At 66.4% G+C, this 223-nt stretch carries 1 protein-coding gene; it reads right to left on the bottom strand.

The window, feature by feature from the left end:
- Positions 1-223 (bottom strand): GTP-binding protein (locus WFQ05_RS20535; RefSeq protein ID WP_337055190.1); only part of this gene is annotated, 223 nt, incomplete at both ends.

The raw sequence follows: 223 nt of genomic DNA, 5'->3' as shown, positions 1-223 counted from the left end.
CATGTCGGCCTTGTTCAGGAACACGACGATGTACGGCACGCCCACCTGGCGCGAGAGCAGGATGTGCTCGCGGGTCTGCGGCATCGGGCCGTCAGCGGCCGAGCACACCAGAATCGCACCGTCCATCTGGGCGGCGCCGGTGATCATGTTCTTCACGTAGTCGGCGTGGCCCGGGCAGTCCACGTGCGCGTAGTGGCGGCTCGGCGATTCGTATTCCACGTGC

The sequence above is a fragment of the Pseudoxanthomonas sp. USHLN014 genome (genome assembly GCF_037153335.1).
In the GTDB taxonomy this organism is placed as follows: domain Bacteria; phylum Pseudomonadota; class Gammaproteobacteria; order Xanthomonadales; family Xanthomonadaceae; genus Pseudoxanthomonas_A; species Pseudoxanthomonas_A winnipegensis.
This window is presented reverse-complemented; position numbering and strand designations above follow the sequence as displayed.